Genomic DNA, 22659 nt, shown 5'->3' with positions numbered 1-22659 from the left:
AACACTTAAACCAGCAGCAGATTCGGTCAGGGAGGCCGCACGACATGACGGAGATCGGTAACCGCAGCTCACGCTCGAAGGCAGGCGCCAAGGGCGTCAAGATCGAGCGCATCTACACCACGCCCGGCGTGCACCCGTACGACGAGGTCACGTGGGAGAAGCGCGACGTCGTCCAGCAGAACTGGAAGACCGGCGAGACGATCTTCGAGCAGCGCGGGGTCGAGTTCCCCGACTTCTGGTCGGTCAACGCCAGCACCATCGTCACCACCAAGTACTTCCGCGGCGCCGTCGGCACGGCCGCCCGCGAAGTCTCGCTCAAGCAGCTCATCGACCGCGTCGTGCTGACCTACGTCGCCGCCGGCAAGAGCAACGGCTACTTCGCCGCGGCCGACGACGCCGAGATCTTCGAGCACGAGCTGACGCACGCCCTGCTGCACCAGGTCTTCTCGTTCAACTCGCCCGTGTGGTTCAACGTCGGCACCAAGAGCCCGCAGCAGGTGTCCGCCTGCTTCATCCTCGCCGTCGACGACTCGATGGACTCGATCCTCAACTGGTACAAGGAGGAGGGGAAGATCTTCCAGGGCGGCTCCGGCGCCGGCCTCAACCTCTCCCGCATCCGCTCCTCCAAGGAGCTGCTCTCCTCCGGTGGCACGGCCTCCGGCCCCGTCTCCTTCATGCGTGGCGCCGACGCGTCCGCCGGCACCATCAAGTCGGGCGGCGCGACGCGTCGTGCGGCCAAGATGGTCGTGCTCGACGTCGACCACCCCGACATCGAGGAGTTCGTCGAGACGAAGGCGCGCGAGGAGGACAAGATCCGCGCCCTGCGCGACGCCGGCTTCGACATGGACCTCGGCGGCAAGGACATCGTCTCGGTCCAGTACCAGAACGCCAACAACTCGGTCCGCGTCAACGACGAGTTCATGAAGGCCGTCGAGGACGGCACGGAGTTCGGCCTGCGCTCGCGCGGCGACGGCTCCGTCATCGACACCGTCGACGCCCGTGAGCTCTTCGGCAAGATCGCCAAGGCCGCGTGGGAGTGCGCCGACCCGGGCATCCAGTACGACGACACGATCAACGCCTGGCACACCAACCCCGAGACCGGCCGGATCACCGCGTCCAACCCGTGCTCGGAGTACATGTCGCTCGACAACTCATCGTGCAACCTCGCCTCGCTCAACCTGCTGAAGTTCCTGCGCGACGACGACACGTTCGACGCCGTCACCTTCCAGAAGGTCGTCGAGCTCGTCATCACGGCGATGGACATCTCGATCTGCTTCGCGGACTTCCCGACCGAGCCCATCGGCGAGACGACCCGCAACTACCGCCAGCTCGGCATCGGCTACGCCAACCTCGGCGCGCTGCTCATGGCGACCGGCCACGGCTACGACTCCGAGGGTGGCCGCGCGCTCGCCGCCTCGATCACCTCGCTGCTCACCGGCGCCGCCTACAAGCGTTCCGCCGAGATGGCCTCGGTCGTCGGCGCCTACGCCGGCTACGCCCGCAACGCGGACGCCCACAAGCGGGTCATGCGCAAGCACCAGGCCGCCAACGACAACATCAAGACGCTCGACGCGATGGACTCCGACGTCCACAAGCTCGCGACGAAGGCGTGGGACGACGTCGTCAAGCTCGGTGAGAAGCACGGCTACCGCAACGCCCAGGCGTCGGTGCTGGCTCCGACCGGCACGATCGGCTTCATGATGGACTGCGACACGACCGGCATCGAGCCGGACTTCTCGCTCGTGAAGTTCAAGAAGCTCGTCGGTGGCGGCTCGATGCAGATCGTCAACCTGACGATCCCGCGGGCGCTGCGCAAGATGGGCTACACCGGCGAGACCGTCGAGGCGATCGTCGAGTACATCGCCGACAAGGGTCACGTCATCGACGCCCCCGGCCTCAAGCCCGAGCACTACGAGGTCTTCGACACCGCGATGGGCGCCCGCTCGATCTCGGCCATGGGCCACGTGCGCATGATGGCCGCGACGCAGCCATTCCTCTCCGGTGCCATCTCCAAGACGGTCAACCTGCCCGAGACGGCCACGGTCGAGGAGATCCAGGACGTCTACATGCAGGGCTGGAAGCTCGGCATCAAGGCGCTCGCGATCTACCGCGACAACTGCAAGGTCGGCCAGCCGCTGTCCGACGGTGGCTCGACGGCCAAGGACAACAAGGCTGCTGCCGACGCCGCTGCCGCCGAGGTCAAGGTCGAGAAGGTCATCGAGTACCGCCCGGTCCGTCGCCGCCTGCCCAAGCGCCGCACCTCCCAGACGACGTCGTTCGCCGTCGGTGGCGCCGAGGGCTACCTCACGGCCGGTACCTACGACGACCAGCAGCTCGGCGAGATCTTCCTCAAGTTCGGCAAGCAGGGCTCGACGCTGGCCGGCGTGATGGACGCCTTCTCGATCGCCGTGTCGATCGGTCTGCAGTACGGCGTGCCGCTCGAGACGTTCGTGGAGAAGTTCACGAACCTCCGCTTCGAGCCGGCCGGTCTCACGGACGACCCGGACGTGCGCATGGCGCAGTCGATCATGGACTACGTCTTCCGCCGCCTGGCGCTCGACTACCTCGACTTCGACACCCGCTCCTTCATGGGCATCCACACGGCGTCGGAGCGCGCCCGCCAGGTCGAGACCGGCTCCTACGAGGACATCGAGTCCGACGAGTCCGACGAGGACCTCGAGGACGAGCTCGAGTCGCTCCAGCAGTCGGCTCCGGTCTCGAAGAGGGCCGAGCACAAGGCCGAGGAAGCCCATGCCGAGTCCCCGGCCGCTGCCGCCGAGGTCAAGTCGGGTGCGGGCGCTGCCTCCGCTCGCGAGATCTCCAGCGACGTCCACAGCTCGGCCGAGCTGCTCGAGAAGTTCGGCGGCATCACGGCCGACGCACCGATCTGCATGACCTGCGGCACGAAGATGCGCCCCGCCGGCTCCTGCTACGTCTGCGAGGGCTGCGGAAGCACCAGCGGCTGCAGCTGACCGCCAACGGTCAGGAAATGTCACCAACGGCTTGAGCCGAGTGACATCCAGTTGGTCAGCAGTGTCACTGGTTTCATCACGATGACATTCCGGTAGTCCGAACGGGCCCGGCTCCCAAAGGGGAGCCGGGCCGTTGCCGTGCATGCAGTGGTTGGTGGCACCAACCCCTCTGCGGGTGCCCGTCGCAGTCGACGAGATCAAGCAGCGCATCCTGGGACTCCTCGAGTCTCTTGACGTCGAGCCTGTGCGCGTCTGATGACTCCAGGACAGACAGCGAATGAGCAACCAGGTCGAAAACCCGACGTCCGCAACGTCATAGCCATCCGGGAGGCCGCCACCCAGTCCGATGCAGTGCACGCTGCCGGTGGGCTCTCCGCGTCCTACGGCACAGCGAAGCCACACACCGGACCTGACGGTGCAGACGAACACTGGCGGGTGACGAGGATGGCCGCTGCCGTGGCCGTCACGATCAAGGCCAGCTCCCGCTGACGCGCTGGGCTGAGCAGATCGGCGCAGGCGGGTCGTGCGGCCGCCTCGGATCACGTGCGCGCCAGGCGGCGCTCGAGCTCGAGATGCCGGTTCTGGTGCAGTCCGGTGAGCACCTCGCGGCGGGGATGGTGACTCCGCATGCGGTGCACGTGAACCCGTCGCCGACATGTCCTGAAAGCCAAGAGGGCGGATGCAGTGACGGGCTGGACGAGTCGGGCTCCTCCTCCGGGAACGGGCGGTCCATGGCACCACGACGCCACCTGAGGGTGAATGCGTGCCCCGATGGATCACCTGGCTGCATGTCCGTCGTGGGCGCTCGCCGGGTTCGCCGAGGCGGACTACCGTTACAGGAGCGAGTTATCCGTCCTTGGGGGTTCCCGCAAGCGCAGCAGTCACTCGCGAAGGGTCGCGGAGGAGGCCATGGCGCGCCAAGAGAACTGGGCCACGCTGAGTGCGGGCCAACACCTCTCATCCGAGGACGGCGTGTGCCTCATGGAGCTGGTCTCGATCGCCGCCCACGAGCGATGGAGCGACCATCCGTGCTGCACCCACCCGTTGCTTGCTCACCTCGCCCGCCGCGCCAACGATGCCACGTCGGACCTCAAGCGGGCCGCGTTGGCAGGCCTCGTGCCGACTCTGGTCTGGGCCGATACGGACGACCCTCAGGCGTACGCCCGCATCGCCGCGGAATGCACACGCGTCGCCCTCGCACACAGACCCACCCTCGTGCTGCGCGGACTGCATGACGCCGCTGTTCGACGTAGCCGTCCCGGTGACTCCAGACGACACCTGCTGTACAGGCGGGGCGCGGCCTTCCGCAGTGTCGACCTCGCGGTCCTCGCGGTCCAGCAGTGCCCACAGGACGTCGCCGACGCAGCCCTCCGACGGATGCTGAGCAGCGCCGTGCACTGCCTCGGCGCTGCCGAACCCTCCCCCGTTGTGCAGTCAGGCATGACCTGGGGACGCGGCGCGGTCGTTGGTGATCGAACGCGCGAGAGGTGACGCCCGAGACGGGGGCTGCACACGCCTCTGCAGGCCGGCGCGTCGCGGGTCAGGGCCCGGATCGTCGCCCCCGCTCGAAGAGCGCGGCCCCCGCGCCGAGCGTCGCCGCACTGCCGTCGTCCTGGCTGCTGTTGGCATCGTCGACATGTCGTGCACGGCGAGCACCTCGACGAGCAACTGGCCTCGAGAAGCAGCCTCTCCGAGCCGCCAGGGCGAACACGCGCGAGGACAGTGGGTCCACTGTGGGCCAGCAATGAGGAGCTTCGCCCAGGGCCCCGACGACGCGCGAGTCAGCTGTCCCGGACGGTGAACGCCAGACGTTCACGCGCGGCACGCTCGACCAGAACAGGGACAAAGGCACGGACCGGGCCGTTCAGCTCTGCATGCGCCAATCGCACGGCCGCCTCAACGACCCCCGGGTCCAACTCCGGAAAGCGAGCCTGCAGGCGCTCCTGCACTTCCGCGAGCGCCCGCATCTCTGCCGTGCCGTCCATTGGCCAATGATGCCGCAAACTCGCTCGCTGACCATGCACTCTGCTGGTTTGCGGCCGCGCGCGAACGCGCAGTCTTGGTGATTCTCCAGAGAGCACCGCACGGGTCCCGGGCCAGTGGCCGGCTAGAGCTCGACGTGGGCGCCCATGACGATGGTGCGCTCGGGTGGCAGGTGGAAGACCTCCGTCCGGTTCGCGGCGTTGTGGTACATCCACGCATAGAGCCGCTTGCGCCACGTGCGCAGCCCACGGTGGCCCGTCGCCTGAACGGTCAGCACCGACAGGAAGTAGTGGGCCTGATCGAGGTCGACGTCGAGCTCAGGCGATGTGCCGACCGCCAGCGCCAGTCCCTTGGGGATGTCCTGGCTGTCGGTGAAGCCCACGTGCACCTTGACGTGCACGAACCCGTCGGTGGCGTCGCCCAGGTCGTCGACCTCGACGCGGTCGACATGGCGGATGTGGGGCACGTTCTCGTTGACGATCTGCACGAGGATGACCCGTTCGTGGACCACCCGGTTGAAGTCGGCGTTGGCGCGTAGCGCGAGCGGCGTCGTCGTCGCGTTGGGGTGCGGGAAAACGGCCACCCCGGGAACGCGCCGGACGAGCTCAGGGTGGTCGTGAAGCACCTTGAGGAAGAGCCGGAGCGGGCCCTCCAGGTCTCGTTCCTCGGCATGCAGCGCATCGGCACCGCGCCTGAACGTCGTCATGATCGCGACGACAAGGGCCGCGATGACGAGCGGCAGCCAGCCGCCGTTGACGATCTTCGTGAGGTTGGCGCCGAGGAAGGTCAGCTCGAGGGTGACGACGAGCACGATGTACACGACGAGCTTCCACGTCTGGACCTGCCACACGTACCTCGCGAGCAGCAGGAAGAGCGCGCTCGTCAGCAGCAGGGTGCCCGTGACCGCCAGCCCGTATGCCGCCGCGAGCCGGCTCGAGCTGCGGAACGTCGCGGTCAGCACGAGCACCCCGACGAAGAGGATCCAGTTGATGACGGGCACGTAGATCTGGCCGCCCTCCTCCCGGGACGTGTGCCGCACCGCGAGCCGGGGCAGCATCCCCAGGCGCACGGCCTGGCGCGACACCGAGAAGGCGCCGGAGATGACTGCCTGCGAGGCGATGACGGTGGCCACCGTGGCGAGCAGCACGAGGGGCAGGGTCGCCCACGACGGGGCCAGCAGGAAGAAGGGGTTCGACACGGCGGACGGGTCAGCGAGGATCATCGCACCCTGCCCGAGGTAGTTGACGGCGAGCGCGGGGAAGACGACGAAGTACCAGGAGAGGCGGATCGAGCGGGCGCCGAAGTGACCCATGTCGGCATACAGCGCCTCGGCACCGGTGATGGTCAGCACCACCCCACCCATGGCGACGAACGCGATGAACGGGTGCTGGGCGACGAACATGAACGCGAACGTCGGCGAGATGGCTTGGAGGATCTCGGGGTTCGCGACGATGTGGGGGAGGCCGAGCACGAAGAGCACCGTGAACCAGAGCACCATCACCGGACCGAAGGCCTTGCCCACGACGCCCGTGCCCCAACGCTGGATGACGAACAGCCCGGACAGCACGACGAGGGCCATGGGCAGCACGAGGTCGGCAAGGGTGGGGTTGGCGACCTCGAGTCCCTCGATCGCCGACAGGACCGAGATGGCGGGCGTGATCACCGCGTCCCCGTAGAACAAGGCAGCGCCGAGCACGCCCATCGCCATCACCACTGCGAGCCGACGGGTGCCCTGCAGGTAACGGCGCAAGAGCGCCACGAGAGCGAGGATGCCACCCTCCCCGTCGTTGTCGGCCCGCATGGCGAGCGACACGTACTTCATCGACACGACGAGGGTGATCGACCACAGGACCATCGAGATCACGCCGAGCACATCACCTCGGGTGGCCCGCACCGTGTTGTGCTCGATGCTGAAGACCGTCTGCATCGCATAGAGCGGGCTCGTGCCGATGTCGCCGAAGACGATGCCCAGGGCGCCGAGCGCCAGCGGGAGCGTCCTGCCGCTGCGGTGATGGTGGGCGTGGGTGCCACCCGGGCGCACCGCATCCGGTCCGGCGGTTTCTGGTTGCCGCGCGGCCGGCGGTGTCGCTTCGCCCGCGGAAGTCACAACGTCATCGTGGCACGGGTGCCGGCGTCCGCGCGACGAGCTCATTCACATCCCGACACGGCCGACGGACCGGGCTGCACCTCGTGATGGACAACGAGGCCGCCCACAAAGGCGAGGTCCGTGACCGGCTCGCGGCGAACCCGCGCATCCACATCCACTCCACCCGCGCCGCAGCGGCACGGCTGAACCTTGTCGAGCCCTGGTTCGGGATCATCGAACGCCAGGCCATCCACTGCGGGTCCTGATGCGAGCATCGTCCAGATCGAGCTCCCGCACACCAGTGACGTCATCGGTCAGCAGTTCCGCGCGTCGCCCAACACCTGGGCCATGCGGGCTGGGTTCGTGACGCCGAAGAGCAGGGGAACGGTGAAGCTCCGCTCTGCCAACCGCGGATCGTCCCGTCATCGGCATGCAGTTCCTCAGCGACGAAGCCCTTCGTCGCCGATCATGCCTCGGATCGTCTCTGTCCCGACCATGCCGGCCTGCGTGCTCATCGGCCTTCGGCTGGCCGAGCTCCTCGCCTCCTAATGTCATCGTGACCATCGATCGGACATCCTCTGACCGATGACAGCTGACCGCCAACGGTCAGGAAATGTCACGAACGGCTTGAGTGCGAGTGACATCCAGTTGGTCAGCAATGTCACCAGATACGTCAGGGGACGTTGGCTGAGCGGCAAGAGACGCCGGCCCGGCCCCTCTGCAGGAGGCCGGGCCGGCGTCGTCGCATCGGAGGAATCGGAAACGTCGATCTCGGCCCTTGACGGGGTCGTCAGAGCCGCTGCTTGCGGAGACGGAGGGCGTTGCTGATGACGCTGACGGAGGACAGGGCCATGGCGGCTGCCGCGATCATCGGGGAGAGCAGGATCCCGAAGGTCGGGTAGAGCACTCCGGCGGCGAGGGGGATGCCGGCAGCGTTGTAGATGAAGGCGAACACGAGGTTCTGGCGGATGTTCGACATCGTGGCCTTGGACAGCGCCCGGGAGCGGACGATGCCGGTGAGGTCGCCCTTGAGAAGGGTCACGCCGGCGCTCTCGATGGCGACGTCGGTGCCGGTGCTCATGGCGATGCCGACATCGGCGGCGGTCAGGGCAGGTGCGTCATTGACGCCGTCACCGGCCATGGCGACGACGCGCCCTTCGGCGCGCAGGGCCTTGACGACGTCGCTCTTGTGGTCGGGAAGGACCTCCGCCTCGACGCGGTCGATGCCGAGGCTGCGGGCGACGGCGTCCGCGGTGACCTGGTTGTCGCCGGTGAGCATGACGACGTCGATGCCGTCCGCGCGCAGCGCCTGCAGAGCGGCGGCGGTGGTGTCCTTGACCGGGTCGGCGATGGCGAGGACACCGGCGGCGCGACTGTCGAGCGCGACGTAGACAACGCTTGCTCCGTCGGCTCGTAACCGGTCGGCCTCGGCGTCCAGGCCGGCGGTGTCGACGTCGTGCTCGGCCAGGAAGCGCTGGCTGCCCACGAGAACCCGTCGCCCGTCGGCCGTACCGGTGACGCCCTTGCCGACGGGCGCGTCGAAGTCTGCGACGTCAGGAACGTTGAGTCCGGCCTCGGTGGCGGCCCGGACGACCGCCAGCCCGAGAGGGTGCTCGCTGGCGCGTTCGACGCCCGCGGCGAGCCGCAGGACCTCGTTCTCGTCCACGCCGTCGGCGGCCGTGACGTGGGTGACGGAGGGGCGGCCCTGGGTCAGGGTGCCGGTCTTGTCGACGACGAGGGTGTCGACCTTCTCCATCCGCTCCAGTGCTTCGGCGTTCTTGATGAGGACGCCGAGGGAGGCGCCGCGCCCGACGCCGACCATGATCGAGACCGGCGTGGCGAGCCCCAGAGCGCAGGGGCAGGCGATGATCAGGACGCTGACCGCGACCACGAGGGCGTGTGCCAGTTGCGGGTCGGGTCCGACGGTGGCCCAGACGGTGAACGCCACCAGGGCGGCGACGATCACGACGGGCACGAACACGGCCGAGACCTTGTCGGCGAGCCGCTGGATGGGGGCGCGGGAGCGTTGCGCGTCGGCGACCATCTGCACGATGCGGGCGAGCATCGTGTCCCGGCCGACCTTGTCGGCGCGCATGACGATCGACCCGGTCTGGTTCACGGTGCCGCCGATGACGGAGTCGCCCGCCTGCTTGGTGACGGGCATCGACTCGCCGGTCACCATGGACTCGTCGAGGGTCGAGCGACCGTCCTGGACGGCCCCGTCGACGGGGACGGACTCGCCGGGCCGGACGCGCAGGAAGTCGCCGACCTGGACCTGGTCGAGGGTGACGTCGGCTTCGTTGCCGTCCGGGCTGATGCGGTGTGCGGTCTTGGGGGTGAGGTCGAGGAGGGCGCGGATGGCGCCGGACGTGCTCTCTCGGGCGCGTAGCTCGAGGACCTGCCCGAGCAGGACGAGCGTGGTGATGACGGCGGCGGCCTCGAAGTAGACGTCGACCGTCCCGTCCATCCGGAAGGCCTCGGGAAAGACCTGCGGCACGACGGTGGCGACGACACTGAACAACCAGGCGACGCCGGTGCCCATCGCGATGAGGGTGAACATGTTGAGCTTCATCGTCCGGACGGAGGTCCATCCGCGCTCGAAGAACGGCCACCCGGCCCACAGCACGACTGGGGTCGCCAGGACGAGCTGCCCCCAGGTGGCCACGGAGGCGGGGATGGCGTCGTGCAGGGCGGGGACGAGGTCGCGACCCATGGACAGGACGAGCACGGGGATGGTGAGGGCGACCGCGACCTTGAACCGGCGGGTCATGTCGGCCAGCACGGGGTTGGGGCCGCTGTCCGCGGTCACGGTGACCGGCTCGAGGGCCATGCCGCAGATGGGGCAGGTGCCGGGACCGGGCCGCCGGATCTCGGGGTGCATCGGGCACGTCCACTCCGCGACGTCCCCTGCGGCCACCGCTGCGCCAGAGGCGTGCTCATGGTGTGGATCGCCAGTGTGCGCGTTCCCTGCGTGGTCGTGACCTGCGTGGTCGTGAACGGTGCCCGCAGGTCCTTCCGGGCTGTTCCGGTACGCGTCCGGCTGCGTCTCGAACGTCGCGCGGCAGCCGGCGGAGCAGAAGTAGTAGTCGTGGCCGTCTCGCTCGAGGTGGTGCTCGCTGGTGGCGGGGTCGACGTCCATGCCACAGACGGGGTCCTGCACCAACGAGCCCGTCGGGGAGATCGAGTGTTCGCTGTGCGTGTCCATGCCTTCAGCATACCCCCATGGGGTATGTGCGCAAGGGGACCGGTGAGCTGCCACGCGCCCGTGGGTCGCGTCCCTGCCTGGACCGCCGGGGTATCGCGGCTGCGACACGAGCCAGACATGGGGAGCCTGCGACGGTCGAGTCTCCTACCGGGCCCGGAGGCCATGACGCCCCTGCTGGGCGTGGCGTCTCCGTAGTGACATACCCGGGTGGGCTGTGGGTAGAGGATGGGCTCGTCGGGCAAACGATGCTCTGCGCGAGAGGACTGTCATGGCCATCCCGAGTCCTGGGTACTCGATCACCGTCCGGGTCGAGGTGCCGGCCGCCGCCAACGCGACCTCGGCCCTCACCACCGCCGTCTCGTCCACCGGGGGAGCACTCACGGCGCTCGACGTCGCAGAGAGCCGCACCGACCGGCTCGTCGTCGACGTCACGTGCGACACCAAGGACGAGGCCCACGGGCACCTCATCACCGAGGCGATCTCCGCGATCCCGGGCGCGGTCGTGCGCAAGGTCAGCGACCAGACGTTCCTGCTCCACCTCGGCGGCAAGATCGAGGTGAACCCCAAGGTGCCGCTCAAGCACCGCGACGACCTCTCGCGCGCCTACACGCCGGGTGTCGCCCGCATCTGCCAGGCCATCGTCGAGCATCCCGAGGACGCTCGCCGCCTGACGATCAAGCGCAACACCGTCGCTGTCGTGACCGACGGGTCGGCGGTGCTGGGCCTGGGCAACATCGGCCCGCTCGCAGCCCTTCCCGTCATGGAGGGCAAGGCCGCGCTCTTCAAGCAGTTCGGGGGAGTCGACGCCTGGCCGGTCTGCCTCGACACCCAGGACCCCGACGCGATCGTCGAGATCGTGCGCGCCATCGCCCCCGTCTATGGCGGCATCAACCTCGAGGACATCTCTGCTCCAAGGTGTTTCGAGATCGAGGCACGCCTTCGTGGCCTGCTCGACATCCCCGTCTTCCACGACGACCAGCACGGCACGGCGATCGTCGTCCTCGCGGCGCTCAAGAACGCCCTGAGGGTCGTCAACAAGTCCATCGACGACGTGCACATCGTCGTCTCCGGTGTGGGCGCGGCGGGCCACGCGATCATCCGCCTACTGCTCTCCCAGGGCGCCCGTGACATCGTCGCGTGCGGCCGCACGGGTGCAGTCCACAACGGCAACGAGGGCATGGAGCCCTTCCGCCAGTGGATCGCCGACCACACGAACACCGGTCACCAGAGCGGCACCCTCAAGGAGGTCCTCGTCGGTGCGGACGTCTTCATCGGAGTGTCGGCTCCGGACCTGCTGACGGGTGACGACATCGCGACCATGGCTCCCGACGCCATCGTCTTCGCCCTCGCCAACCCCGTGCCCGAGGTCGACCCGATCGCCGCGAGCGAGCACGCCGCCGTCGTCGCCACGGGCCGCTCGGACCACCCGAACCAGATCAACAACGTCCTCGTCTTCCCCGGCTTCTTCCGGGGACTCCTCGATGCGGGCGTCTCCGACATCACCGACGCGATGATGGTCGCCGCTGCCAGCGCCATCGCCGACTCGGTCGAGCCGGGCGAACTCAACGCGAGCTTCATCATCCCCAGCGTCTTCGACGCGAGCGTCGCGCCAGCCGTCGCTGCGGCCGTACGCGCTGCCGCCGGCGCTGGCGTCGAAGCTAGTTCCGCGTCGGGCGAGTCGAAGGCGGGGTTCTAGAACGCCTCTCGGTCCTTGACGGACGCGCCTCCGAAAGTCGCGTCGGAGGCGCGTCGGGTCAGGACTCGGAGACTTCGGTGAACGCCGTCGCGCCTGGGCTGTCGCACGACGACGAGGTCGGGACTCCGGTGCAGTCAGGCGGCGCGGCGGCGCTGCGAGCCGCTGCGGACGACGGAGCCCTCGGCGATGACGTCGTCGCTGTCGACGCGGACGCCGTCCCAGACGTGGGCGTTCGCGCCGACCTTGGCACGTGCGCCGATGCGCGCGTCGCGTCCGATGACGGCACCTGCCGCGACGTGCGCGGTCGTGCCGATGCTGGCGCCGGCGTGGACGACGGCGCCGCGGTCGATCCAGGCGCCCGTCGCGATGCGGGCTCCAGCGCCGACTCCCGCGCCGCGGTCGACGTAGGCGTTCTCGGCGACGTAGGCCGCCGGGTCGACGTGGGCGTGCGACTCGACGAAACCGCCACCGTTGTCGTGACGGGCGTAGCGCAGCACGGTTCCGTTGTCCTCTTCGAACTCCTCGTACTTCCTTCGCCTCACGGTGCACCCCCTCCGGGTCGGGCGTGGACACTTTGTCCACGCGTTCCTCATGGGCTTCAACGTTCACGTGAACGTGAAGATTCCGCTCCAACCGGCTGACCGGTCGTCGGTGACTGAGCAACGTTCGTACCCGCCGCGACAGTTCCGCGTGCACTCGTCGTGGACCGTCTCACCAGTCGACCGGGCGCCTCTGGCGGAGTCAGCGGGGCGGCATACGGTGGACGGATGAACTTCCGATACCTCGGCAACAGCGGACTCAAGATCTCCGAGATCACCTACGGCAACTGGCTGACCCACGGGTCGCAGGTCGAGAACGACGTCGCCACCCAGTGCGTCCAGGCCGCACTCGACGCCGGCATCAGCACCTTCGACACGGCCGACGTCTACGCCAACACCAAGGCCGAGAGCGTCCTCGGCGACGCCCTCAAGGGAGAGCGGCGCGAGAGCCTTGAGATCTTCACGAAGGTCTACTGGCCCACGGGCCCCGGCGGCAAGAACGACACCGGCCTCTCCCGCAAGCACATCCTGGAGTCGATCAACGGCTCGCTCGAGCGGCTCCAGACCGACTACGTCGACCTCTACCAGGCCCATCGCTACGACACCGAGACGCCGCTCGAGGAGACGATGCAGGCCTTCGCCGACGTCGTCCGTCAGGGCAAGGCGCTCTACATCGGCGTCAGCGAGTGGACCGCCGACCAGATCCGCGAGGGCGTCGCGCTCTCCAAGGAGCTCGGCTTCCAGCTCATCTCGAGCCAGCCGCAGTACTCGATGCTGTGGCGCGTCATCGAGGGCGAGGTCGTCCCGACGTGCGAGGAGCTCGGCGTGAGCCAGATCGTGTGGAGCCCCATCGCGCAGGGCGTGCTCACGGGCAAGTACCAGCCCGGCCAGCAGCCGCCCGAGGGCTCGCGTGCCGCTGACGAGAAGGGCGGCGCCGACATGATCAAGCGCTTCATGAACGACGACGTGCTGACCCGCGTGCAGAACCTCAAGCCGATCGCCGACGAGGCCGGCCTGACGATGGCGCAGCTCGCCGTGGCCTGGGTGCTCCAGAACCCGAACGTTGCCGCTGCGCTCGTCGGCGCCTCGCGCCCGGAGCAGGTCGCCGAGAACGTCAAGGCGGCTGGCGTGACGCTCGAGCCCGAGCTCATGACGAAGATCGACGACGTCCTCGGCGACATCGTCGAGAGGGACCCGGGCAAGACCAAGGAGACGGCACCGCAGCAGCGCGTCGCCTGACACACGCGCATAAGGGGGCACGACCACCGAGGGCGTATGCCGGCCCGCCGTGTTCCGTGGGACGCGCCGGGCGGCATACGCCCTCGGTGGCACCCGGGCCGTTACCGTCGCGGAATGGTCAGGGTGGTGGGGGAGACGCCGCGCTTCGCGCACGAGTCTGAGCGGTTGGTCTGGGAGAGGCTGTGTCGGACCGCGGGTGACGACACGGTCCTGATCCCGAACGTGCGGCTCGCCTCGGCACTGAAGGACCACGAGCTCGACGTCGTGGTCATCATGCCTCGGGTCGGCATCGTCGTCGTCGAGGTCAAGGGTGGCAGCGTCTCGGTCGACGAGCAGGGGCAGTGGTGGTCTGGTGGTGGCACCCGACGCAGCCGAGTACGGCCGGTCGACCAGTGCCGGGACGGCAAGTACGTCCTGCGCACGTTCGTCGAGGACGACCCCCGATGGAAGGGCAGGCACAGCCGGGTGCGCTGGGGGCACGCCATCGTGGTGCCCTTCACGGATGTCGCCGACGACTTCGCCACCCCCGACTGCCCTCGCTGGATGATCAGCGGACGTGGTGACCTCGCCGACCTCGCCGGGCGGCTGCACGACGTCTGCGAGCTGCAGGAGAACTCCCAACGCGTGCCCAACGCGGACGACGTCGAGCTCATCCTCGAGATCCTCACGGGACGCAGCTTCCCGGTTCACGACATCACGGGCGATGCCGACGAGCGCGAGGCTGCCGCTGACCGGCTCACCCAGGAGCAGGCCACCCTGCTGTCGGTGACGAGACTGATCAGGCGCATGGAGATCCGGGGCGGGGCCGGCAGCGGCAAGACGATCCTCGCCCTGACCCAGGCCAAGGACCTGACCCGCGGTCAGGGAGATCGCAAGGCGCAGCGCGTGGCGCTCGTCTGCTACTCGATCGGGCTCTCGCAGTACTTCACGCGGCAGCTAGCCGGGGTGTCGCGGCACCACCGGCCGGCCTTTGTCGGGTCGTTCGAGGACCTCGCGAACGAGTGGGGCATTGACACGGCCTCGCACGACCGCAACGACGCCGCCTTCTGGGAGCGAGACCTCGCCGCCCGGATGACCGAGATCGCCGCGGCACTACCGGAGGGCAAGAAGTTCGACGCCGTGATCGTCGACGAGGCCCAGGACTTCGCCGACCACTGGTGGTACCCCCTCATGAAGGCGCTGCGCGACGAGGACGAGGGCGGTCTCTACGTCTACTCCGACGAGAACCAGCGGATCTTTGCGCGCTTCGGCCAGCCCCCGGTGCCGCTCGTCCCGCTCGTGCTCGACCACAACCTGCGCAACACCCAGCAGATCGCGCGCGCCTTCGGCCCGCTCGCGCCGATGCGGATGCACCTCCGTGGCGGCGCCGGCGCCGACGTCCGCTTCGTACCCTGCAGCCGGGACGAGGCGATCGGCAGCGCCGACGACCAGGTCGACCTGCTTCTCGAGGAGGGATGGCAGCCGCAGCACGTCGCTCTCCTGACGATGGGGTCGCGGCACCCGGCACAGGTCGAGCGTCAGGAGGCGGACGGTCACGTCGGCTACTGGCGGTCCTTCTGGGACAACGACGACGTCTTCTACGGTCACGTGCTGGGCTGCAAAGGGCTCGAGCGTCGCGCGGTCGTCCTCTGCGTCAACGCGAAGAACACCGACCGCGCCCGCGAGATGCTCTACGTCGGCATGTCGCGCGCCACCGATGAGCTCGTCGTCGTCGGGGACCCCGACTTCATCCGCGAGATCGGCGGCGACCAGGTCGCCCACCGCCTCGGGATCACCTGACCCCTGCGAGGTGGGCAGCGAGCTGGGGACAACTCTGACGCGATGCCGTGCGTCCGGATGACGATGGCGGGCATGACCTTCGAAGACCTGCCCCCTCGGGCCAGTGAGATCCCCCTGACCAACCGCCGCGTCGCGGCGGACGTCATCGACGTGATCATCGGCGACACCGACCGCGTCACCGGATGCGTCGCCCTGGTGATCTGTGACGCCGAGGATCGTGGCATCCAGCCGATCCTGCTTCACGACGTGCCCCCGGATGCCGACGCGAGCGGGTTGGGCCAGCTGCTCAGCATGCTGTTGCCGCTCGTCGCCGACAACGACGGCTCGGTCCTCATCGGTCGCGGCCGACCGCGTGGCACCCTGCCGGACGACGTCGACCGGGCCTGGCACCAGCTGGCGATCGACCGCTGTGCGACCCATGACGTCGATCTCCTCGGCTTCTACCTCGCGACGGGTGACGGAGTCTTCCGGCTTCCGGAGCCGCTCTCGGCCGCGTCCTGATCGGGCCGTCGCGCAATGCCGATCAGCACGGCGCGCTGAGCCGCACGCTCAGAAGGGCGGCGGTTCGGGATCGATCGAGTCCCGCGCGGCGAGCGGCTTCGTGGATGGTCGTGACGGAGGCGCGTTGCGCACGCCATCGAGCCAGTCCTTCGGATGCGTGTCGTAGAGGCGGCCGGCCTTGGTGCGCCAGCGAACCCGATCACCATCACGGCGCACGGGCCAGTGCCCGTGGGTGTGGAGGTTGTGGTGTGGCCGGTGCTTGCTGGTGAGGTTGGTGACCTCGGTCGGACCGTGCGGCCACGGCGTGTCGTGGTCGAGGTCGCACCGGGCTGCCGGCACGGTGCATCCCGGAGCACGACACGTCCCGTCGACGGCCTCGACGTGGGCTCGCATCGCAGGAGTCGGCTGGTAGGCGCGCGTCTCGAGGTGCAGGGCGGCGCCGGTGTCGGCATCGACAGCCAGGCGTCGCCAGGCGGAGCCGTCGTTGAGCATGATCTGGCGGGCGTGCTCGGCCGTCACCCAGCCGCGGCCCGGGACCTCGCACGGGGCGTCGGTGAGACCGACCGCCGTCGTGAACGGCACCACGATGGTCACAACCGCTGCCGGCCGTCGACCGAGTCGGGTGAACCACTCACTGCCCGAACGGCATACGTCATCAACCGGCGCCGCCACGTCGGACGCCGAGCGCCCGATGTCGGTGCTCTCGGGCCAGCCGAACATCAGGGTGTCGGTGATGACGTCGGCGCGCAGCGAGTCGAGGTCGCGCGGGTCACCCTGCGCCCGGGCGGCGCGGGCCACGGCATCCGCGCGCTCCATGGCAGCGACGATCTTGTCCGCGTCGTTGACGACGGTGAGCACCCCGAGACCGTCGCGGTCGATGCGGGCGTGGGCACCACGCCGCCGCCGGGCCGCGCGCCGGCGCTCAGCGGCCTCGCGGTCGGCGGCCAGGCAGGCGCGCGTGAGTCGCTGGCGGAAGAGCGTGGGGGACGGTGGGGCATCGTCCTTGGACCGGAGCGCCGCCTCGACGATCCCCGGCCCGCACTCGGGCGGCAAGGCGGCGAGCTCGCTCTGGATCGTGCACGCGCGGTAGAGCGTGACCGCGCCCCTCTGCAGGCGACGGCGCAGGTCGGCCGCGCCGGACGTGCCCGCGGTGGCCAGGTCGAGCCGAGCCCGCACCTCCTGGGTGCCGAGCCCCGTCGCCGTGGAGACCTCCATCGCCGTCAGCTCGTCGGCGTCGACCCAGCCGGGAGGTCGCGGTCGTCCGAGATCGGCGAAGCGCTCCAGCTCACTCGACTCGATGGTCGAGCGCAACCGAGCCAGCGACTCCAGGCCGATGGCGTCGAGCACTGACTTGCAGCGCTCGACCGACTCGACCACCCTGAGCTCCGCGTCGGCCAGCGCCTCGAGGTCCGACCTCGCCTCGTCGGGCTGCGCCGGTGACAGGTCGTCCCCAACGGCCTCGAGCAGCTCGCTGACGAGCGCCGGCACGACATGGGCCAGCAGCGACTCGGCGACGTGCTTGCGCAGGGTCCTCTCGAGGAGCGACAGGTCTCGCTGCAGGAGCGGCATCCGACTCGATGCTCGCGACCGATAGAGGCCGGCCAGGTGGTCGAGGTCGACGACGGCATCAGCCTCGGGGGCGCGGTCAGGCCACGAGTGTGACCTCACTGCCAGTGCCCCGTCCATACTCCAGTAGAACAGGTGTTCGACTAAGTGTCAAGCCCCGAAACGCGGATTGCCTTTGTGCCACAGTGTAATTGCCTCATGCCGAGACCTGCACGAGTCGGCTCGAGACGTCCTCACGCCACGGTCCCGTCGGTCGGTTCGGACCGCCCCTTGCGCTTCCGCGTCCCGGCGGAGGAGCGTGCGGGGATGGACGTCGACCTCGACCAGCTCTTCGCGCGCGCAGCCGCCGAGGGCGCCCGTCACCGCTCCTCCGTCGCCGACCGGCCGGTACAGCCCACGGCCGATCGTGTCGCCCTGGCGGCGGCCTTCGGCGGTCCGCTCCCGGTGCACCCCACGGACGCGGATCAGGTCGTCGACGACCTGGTCGCAGCCGCCGGCCCCGGAATCGTCGGCACCGTCGGTCCCCGCTTCTTCGGCTTCGTCATCGGGGGTGCGTCACCAGCGGCGACTGCCGCGGACCTGCTCGCCGCCGGCTGGGACCAGTGCGCCTACAACGAGGTCCTCTCGCCGGCCGCCGCAGCCGCCGAACGATCGGCCGGCGGCTGGGCCAAGCAGCTGTTGGGGCTTCCCGCGACCGCCTCGGTCGGGTTCGTCACCGGCGCGCAGGCGGCGAACACCGTCGGCCTCGCGATCGGGCGGCAGCGCGTGCTGGCTGACCTGGGTTGGGACGTCGCGCGCGACGGTCTCTTCGGGGCGCCGCACGTCGCCATCGTCGCGAGCGAGGAACGCCACGCCACGATCGACCGGGCGGCGCGCCTGCTCGGTTTCGGCACGCGCAGCATCGAGCCCGTCGCGGCGACCACGGAGGGCGCCATCGACGTCGACCGGCTTCACACCACCCTCGACGCGCTCGGGGACCGGCCCGTGATCGTCTGTCTCCAGGCGGGCAACGTCAACACCGGGGCGTGCGACGACCTCAGGACAGCGACGGCCGCCGCGCACGAGCACCGCGCATGGGTCCACGTCGACGGTGCCTTCGGGCTCTGGGCGGCGGCGAGCCCCCGGACCGCCCACCTCGTCGACGGTGTCGAGCTCGCCGACTCGTGGGGGACGGACGCCCACAAGTGGCTCAACGTCCCCTATGACTGCGGCCTCGCGTTCTGCGCCGACGCGACACTGCACGCTGCCACGATGTCGTACTCCGCGGCATACCTCACGGGGTCAGGAGTGGAATCCGACTATGTGCTTGGCGACCTGACTCCCGAATCGTCCCGGCGTGCACGGGGATTCGTGGTGTGGGCAGCGCTCCGCGAACTCGGCAGCCAGGGCGTCGCCGACCTCGTCGACCGCTCGTGCGCCCTGGCCCGGCGCATGGCCGAGCGCCTCGCCTCAGGCGGGGCGACGATCCACAACGACGTCGTCCTCAACCAGGTCCTCGTGAGCATCGGCGACCCGAGCAGCACCGACGCCATCGTCGACACCGTCCAGCGCGAGGGCACGTGCTGGGTCGGGGGCACGACGTGGCACGGACAGCGCCTCCTCCGCATCTCGGTGTCCAACGCGACGACCACCGAGCGCGACATCGACCTCTCCGCCGACGCGATCCTCCGAGCTGCCGCGTCGTCGTGAGCCGGGACTGCTGCGGTGCCCATGCGGTCTGCGCGGTCGGTGGACCTGTCTGCGCTGTCACAACTCGCTGCCGACGCGCCCCCGAAGCGGGACGATGGGAGTGGCCGGAGCATGCGGCCCCGACCGCCGTAGAAGGGGAGAGCGATGAGCGCCGCAGTCAGCTCGCCGAACGAGTCGACGCACGAGTCGACCGACGAGACCATGGACCCCGGCATCGTCGTCGGCTACGACGGGTCTCCGGGCTCACGACTGGCCCTCGACTGGGCCATCGAGACCGCCAAGCGTGACGACCGCCAGCTGACGCTGCTGCACTGCGTCGGCCTGACGATGACGCCGACCTTCCGCGCGTACGACCCCGGGGTCCAGGCCCACGCCTACGAGGAGATGTCCCGGGGTGTCCTCGCGGAGGCCGTCGACATCGCCGCAAAGACCTTGGACCGCAAGGACGTCCACCCCCTGAGCGTCATCGGCGGCGCGGCTGCCGAGCTCGTCGGCATCTCGTCCCAGGCCGATCTCGTCGTCACGGGGTCTCGGGGTCATGGCGCGGTCTCAGGGGGTCTGCTGGGCTCGACGTCGTATGCCGTCACCGCCCACGCGCACTGCCCCGCGGTCGTCGTGCGCGGTACCTCGGTGATCCACGCGGGCCCGTCCCACCCGGTCGTGGTCGCCTTCGACGACTCGAAGAACTCCCAGAAGGCGCTCGAGACCGCCGTCCAGATCGCCACGGCCGCGGAGGCGCCGCTCCACGTCGTGGCGGTCGACAACGTGGGTGGCCTCGAGGCCTGGCCCGAGACCGACACGATCCTCGGGCGCGAGGAGATGATCGACCAGATGCACCTCCACGTCGGCCAGGCGCTGCGTGACGTCGCCGAGGACGCACGGCGCGCCCACCCGGGGCTCGACGTCCAGACGAGCGTCCTCGGCGGCGGTGCCGGTGCGGCGATCGCCGCCTACGCCGTGGACGTCAGGGCCGGGCTCGTCGTCATGGGGTCCCGCGGTCACGGCGGCTTCACCGGGATGCTCCTCGGCTCGGTCAGCCACCGGGTCGTCCACGACTCGCCCTGTCCCGTCATGGTGATCCACTGACGCGACCGTTGACTCGACTCCACTGGTGGTCAAGGGAACTCACCTCTTCGGTCCCGGGTCGACCGGTGGCCAGATCGTGGTGGGCTACAACGGGTCACCCGCTGCCCAGCGGGCGCTCGTGTGGGCTGCGGCCATCTCGTCCGCCCTCGAGGACACCCTGAAGATCGTGCACGCCGTCGAGCTCGACCTCGTGCCGAGCCGACGGGGCTACGCCCTGCGTCCCCTGAGCCCGCCGCTCGAGATGGTGGCGGAGACGCTCGTCGGGGGCCCGTCGACGTGGCCCGGCCGCCCACTCGCCCGGTCCCGAGTGCGTGCCGTGCACGCCTTCGGCGGGCCGGCAGCAGGGCTGGTGGACGCGTCGATGTCAGCCGAGCTGGTGGTCCTCGGCACGCGCGGTCGCGGGCGGGCGCGCAGCGCGCTCATCGGCTCCGTCTCCTACGCCGTCGTCGCGCACGCGTACTGCCCCGTGGTCGTCCTGCACGACGTCGGCCGTCCGGCGCGCGGCGCGCATGACGACCTGCGCATTCGCGGGACGGATCGAGAGGTCGTCTGCGCGCTGCGCCATGGCGATGGCGAGGCGCATGCCGCTCGTGCAGGACGGATCGTGTCGGCCGCAGCGCGGATCGCGGACGCCTGCGCGGCCCCGCTGCGCCTCGTCACCGTCGGGGGTGGCGGCGTCAGCGACGTCGCTGCGCAGAGGCTTCCGTATGCCGTCGCGTCCCTCGCGTCCCGTCACCCCGGGCTCGTGGTCACTGTCGACAGGCTCGACGGCGATCCGGTTTCGACCCTCGCGGAGACCTCCAGCCGCTCGGGCCTGCTCGTCGTCGGCGCCCCACACAGAAGCGGCGTCACGGCCGTGCTGGCCGGAGACCCGTCGTACCGGCTCATCCACGACGCGACCTGCCCCGTCATGCTCGTGCCCTGACGTTCGGCAGTGCTCTGCTGGTCAGGTCAGGTGCTCCGCCGAGCGGCAAGGGCCTTGGCGAGCTCCTCGGCCAAGCGCGTCACCCTCTTCTCGGCCTCAGCCTCGACCGACCGGGCCTTGTCGTCGCTCGCCCCGTCGGGATAGCTGAACCGAAGCCAGATGATGAACGGCTGCGGCGCCCGGGCGCCGGTCTTCCAGCCGGGCAGTGTGGTGTTCTGGGGCAGCCATGCGGAGACCTCACCGGGCTGCTGGTCCGTTCGGGGCCCCGCCGTGCCGGATGCAGCGAAGCGCACCTCGACCATCCGGCCCATCTCAACCGTGATGTCCGCACTGTCCGACGAAGAACGAGGTTTGGACAACCACCACGTGCAGACGTCGTCACTGGCTGTGGGCTTCTCGATGGCGGCCTTGGCGCCGGTCAGCTTTCGGATGGTGGGGCCGGCCAGCGACAGGCAGGGCTTGGAAGGTCCTGGTGGCGGTGCAGTCCCGACCGACGCCGAGGGCGAGGCCCCTTTCCGAGCGTCAAGCAGAGCGGGTATGACGTGTGGACCGATCTGGCTGAAGGCCCACAGGGCCGCCACGGCGATGAGACCGGAGACCACCGAGCCCCGACGGCGTCCAGTGCGGCGGCGCGCGGGTCGGCGCGGCGGTCCAGGGCTCGAGGACGTCGCGACTGGCGACGCGGTGCGGGCAGGCGGCGTCCGTTCGGCGCCGAGGACGTCGACGACCGTGAGCACGTCACGATCCGCGCCGGGAGACGTGTCGGCCGACGCCGGCGGATAGGTGTGAGCGACCCGTCGGGACAGGAGCTCCACGCCCTGACCGTCGGGCGCCGGGGGTTGATCCAGCAGCCAGCTGACGAGGTCGTCGGCGGGGATGATCTCGACCCCACGCACGCGCTGTCGCGGGAAGGATGCGGAGCGTCCACCCGCCAGGGCGATGACCGGGACGACAGGCAGACCGAGCGTCTTCTCCATCTCACCGGCGAAGCGCGCCACGTTGTCGAGCTCTCGTCCCTTGGGCGAGCTGCTGCTGGTGTGTTGCCAGAGGTTCCCGTCGTGGACGCTGGTGCCACCGGCCCAGTTCTTCGTGTCGACGAGGTAGACGCCCGATGGACCGATGACGACGTGGTCGAGGTTCGTGAGCGTGCGCCCTGGGCGCAGGAGTCTGTCGTGGTGGACGTGCCACCCGACCGGGAGGAGTCCCAGCACGCCGGCCACGCGCCTCTCGCCATCGGCGCCGGCAGCCCAGGCGCCGGCCTCGGCCTCCAGTGCGTCCGCCCGGGCACGCGCCTGCGCGGCCTCTGCCCTGAGTTTCTCGGCGCGTGACTGCGCCGACCCGCCTGCTGCCATACCGAGCCCCCTGTGCCCCTGTCGCCGGAGACTCTAGGCAC

The 22659-nt window shown here is 69.6% G+C and carries 16 protein-coding genes; 10 read left to right on the top strand and 6 right to left on the bottom strand.

Annotated elements, in window-relative coordinates; all coding sequences use genetic code 11:
• The first annotated feature begins 44 nt into the window (after window positions 1-44).
• Both ASD90_RS17020 and ASD90_RS17015 read left to right on the top strand, forming a co-directional pair.
• Entirely contained in the window at window positions 45-2972 is a 2928-nt protein-coding gene (locus ASD90_RS17020) for a vitamin B12-dependent ribonucleotide reductase (RefSeq protein ID WP_056759228.1), read from the top strand.
• Between the two features lie 909 nt (window positions 2973-3881).
• Window positions 3882-4463 (top strand): hypothetical protein, encoded by a 582-nt coding sequence (locus ASD90_RS17015; protein ID WP_057588591.1) that lies wholly within the window; start codon window positions 3882-3884, stop codon window positions 4461-4463.
• 290 nt (window positions 4464-4753) lie between these two features.
• Here the strand turns inward: ASD90_RS17015 and ASD90_RS17010 are convergent, their stop codons facing one another.
• Together ASD90_RS17010 and ASD90_RS17005 are read right to left on the bottom strand one after the other, a co-directional pair.
• On the bottom strand, window positions 4754-4957 hold the full coding sequence (locus tag ASD90_RS17010) for a three-helix bundle dimerization domain-containing protein (protein ID WP_056759222.1): 204 nt from the start codon (window positions 4955-4957) through the stop codon (window positions 4754-4756).
• A 122-nt stretch (window positions 4958-5079) separates the two neighbouring features.
• Window positions 5080-6996: a potassium transporter Kup gene (locus ASD90_RS17005; protein ID WP_235506729.1), complete on the bottom strand. Its 1917-nt coding sequence runs from the start codon at window positions 6994-6996 to the stop codon at window positions 5080-5082.
• Window positions 6997-7145: 149 nt separating this feature from the next.
• On the opposite strand from ASD90_RS17005, the gene ASD90_RS23625 reads away from it, so the two are divergent.
• Window positions 7146-7307 (top strand): hypothetical protein, encoded by a 162-nt coding sequence (locus tag ASD90_RS23625; RefSeq protein WP_157623217.1) that lies wholly within the window; start codon window positions 7146-7148, stop codon window positions 7305-7307.
• 524 nt (window positions 7308-7831) lie between these two features.
• Here ASD90_RS23625 and ASD90_RS17000 read toward each other — a convergent pair.
• Window positions 7832-10246, bottom strand: coding sequence for a heavy metal translocating P-type ATPase (locus ASD90_RS17000; protein ID WP_082588814.1), 2415 nt, complete (start codon window positions 10244-10246; stop codon window positions 7832-7834).
• A 268-nt stretch (window positions 10247-10514) separates the two neighbouring features.
• Between ASD90_RS17000 and ASD90_RS16995 the strand changes: the two genes are divergently transcribed.
• Window positions 10515-11942 carry an NAD-dependent malic enzyme gene (locus ASD90_RS16995; RefSeq protein WP_056759218.1) on the top strand — a complete coding sequence of 476 codons (1428 nt, stop codon included), beginning with the start codon at window positions 10515-10517 and terminating at the stop codon, window positions 11940-11942.
• Window positions 11943-12076: 134 nt separating this feature from the next.
• On the opposite strand, the gene ASD90_RS16990 is transcribed toward ASD90_RS16995, so the two are convergent.
• Window positions 12077-12484, bottom strand: coding sequence for a hypothetical protein (locus tag ASD90_RS16990; RefSeq protein WP_056759216.1), 408 nt, complete (start codon window positions 12482-12484; stop codon window positions 12077-12079).
• Between the two features lie 225 nt (window positions 12485-12709).
• Between ASD90_RS16990 and ASD90_RS16985 the strand changes: the two genes are divergently transcribed.
• From ASD90_RS16985 to ASD90_RS16975, 3 genes are all read left to right on the top strand, one after another.
• Window positions 12710-13720, top strand: coding sequence for an aldo/keto reductase family protein (locus tag ASD90_RS16985; protein WP_056759214.1), 1011 nt, complete (start codon window positions 12710-12712; stop codon window positions 13718-13720).
• 114 nt (window positions 13721-13834) lie between these two features.
• Entirely contained in the window at window positions 13835-15499 is a 1665-nt protein-coding gene (locus tag ASD90_RS16980; RefSeq protein ID WP_056759212.1) for a nuclease-related domain-containing DEAD/DEAH box helicase, read from the top strand.
• Between the two features lie 72 nt (window positions 15500-15571).
• On the top strand, window positions 15572-16000 hold the full coding sequence (locus ASD90_RS16975) for a hypothetical protein (RefSeq protein ID WP_157610927.1): 429 nt from the start codon (window positions 15572-15574) through the stop codon (window positions 15998-16000).
• 48 nt (window positions 16001-16048) lie between these two features.
• Here the strand turns inward: ASD90_RS16975 and ASD90_RS16970 are convergent, their stop codons facing one another.
• Window positions 16049-17569 carry an HNH endonuclease signature motif containing protein gene (locus ASD90_RS16970; protein ID WP_157623216.1) on the bottom strand — a complete coding sequence of 507 codons (1521 nt, stop codon included), beginning with the start codon at window positions 17567-17569 and terminating at the stop codon, window positions 16049-16051.
• A gap of 303 nt (window positions 17570-17872) precedes the next feature.
• Here ASD90_RS16970 and ASD90_RS16965 point away from each other — a divergent pair, with 303 nt between their 5' ends.
• The 3 genes from ASD90_RS16965 to ASD90_RS16955 all read left to right on the top strand — a co-directional run bounded on the left by ASD90_RS16965 (window position 17873) and on the right by ASD90_RS16955 (window position 21266).
• Window positions 17873-19255, top strand: a complete 1383-nt coding sequence (locus ASD90_RS16965) for an aminotransferase class V-fold PLP-dependent enzyme (protein ID WP_056759207.1) — start codon at window positions 17873-17875, stop codon at window positions 19253-19255.
• Between the two features lie 144 nt (window positions 19256-19399).
• Window positions 19400-20341: a universal stress protein gene (locus tag ASD90_RS16960; RefSeq protein WP_056759205.1), complete on the top strand. Its 942-nt coding sequence runs from the start codon at window positions 19400-19402 to the stop codon at window positions 20339-20341.
• A gap of 25 nt (window positions 20342-20366) precedes the next feature.
• Window positions 20367-21266 carry a universal stress protein gene (locus tag ASD90_RS16955; protein ID WP_056759203.1) on the top strand — a complete coding sequence of 300 codons (900 nt, stop codon included), beginning with the start codon at window positions 20367-20369 and terminating at the stop codon, window positions 21264-21266.
• A 26-nt stretch (window positions 21267-21292) separates the two neighbouring features.
• Here the strand turns inward: ASD90_RS16955 and ASD90_RS16950 are convergent, their stop codons facing one another.
• Entirely contained in the window at window positions 21293-22618 is a 1326-nt protein-coding gene (locus ASD90_RS16950; RefSeq protein WP_082588812.1) for a nuclease-related domain-containing protein, read from the bottom strand.
• Window positions 22619-22659 lie beyond the last annotated feature (41 nt).

The organism is Terrabacter sp. Root181 (assembly GCF_001428505.1).
Lineage (GTDB): Bacteria > Actinomycetota > Actinomycetes > Actinomycetales > Dermatophilaceae > Terrabacter.
Note: the sequence above shows the minus strand (reverse complement) of the source record. Positions and strands in the feature narration are given on the sequence as shown.